At 47.8% G+C, this 717-nt stretch carries 2 tRNA genes and 1 rRNA gene; all 3 read right to left on the bottom strand.

The window, feature by feature from the left end:
* Positions 1-196: 196 nt before the first annotated feature.
* A tRNA-Ala gene (locus tag ACFFRH_RS44855) sits at positions 197-272 on the bottom strand.
* 42 nt (positions 273-314) lie between these two features.
* Positions 315-391, bottom strand: a tRNA-Ile gene (locus tag ACFFRH_RS44850).
* Positions 392-459: 68 nt separating this feature from the next.
* A 16S ribosomal RNA gene (locus tag ACFFRH_RS44845) occupies positions 460-717 on the bottom strand; the annotation flags it as partial.

Here is a 717-nt window from a genome sequence, read left to right as displayed (position 1 = left end):
GTGTACGCTTAGTCGCTTAACCTCACAACCCGAAGATGTTTCACTTCAGAGTTGCGAAAATTTGAGAGACTCACGAACAACTTTCGTTGTTCAGTGTTTCAATTTTCAGCTTGATCCAGATTTTTAAAGAGCAAAACTTCGCAGTGAACCTTTGCAGGTACACTCTGAAGTATTTTTTATTTAATCACTACAGAGATGGTGGAGCTATGCGGGATCGAACCGCAGACCTCCTGCGTGCAAAGCAGGCGCTCTCCCAGCTGAGCTATAGCCCCATAACATGTAGTTAAAACCTCTTCAAATTTGCCGTGCAAATTTGGTAGGCCTGAGTGGACTTGAACCACCGACCTCACCCTTATCAGGGGTGCGCTCTAACCACCTGAGCTACAAGCCTGTAGAGGTTTTACTGCTCATTTTCATCAGACAATCTGTGTGAGCACTTCAAAGTACGCTTCTTTAAGGTAAGGAGGTGATCCAACCGCAGGTTCCCCTACGGTTACCTTGTTACGACTTCACCCCAGTCATGAATCACAAAGTGGTAAGCGCCCTCCCGAAGGTTAAGCTACCTACTTCTTTTGCAACCCACTCCCATGGTGTGACGGGCGGTGTGTACAAGGCCCGGGAACGTATTCACCGTGGCATTCTGATCCACGATTACTAGCGATTCCGACTTCATGGGGTCGAGTTGCAGACCCCAATCCGAACTACGACGCACTTTAT

The sequence above is a fragment of the Streptosporangium vulgare genome (assembly GCF_042428775.1).
In the GTDB taxonomy this organism is placed as follows: Bacteria; Actinomycetota; Actinomycetes; order Streptosporangiales; family Streptosporangiaceae; genus Streptosporangium; species Streptosporangium vulgare.
Note: the sequence above shows the minus strand (reverse complement) of the source record. Positions and strands in the feature narration are given on the sequence as shown.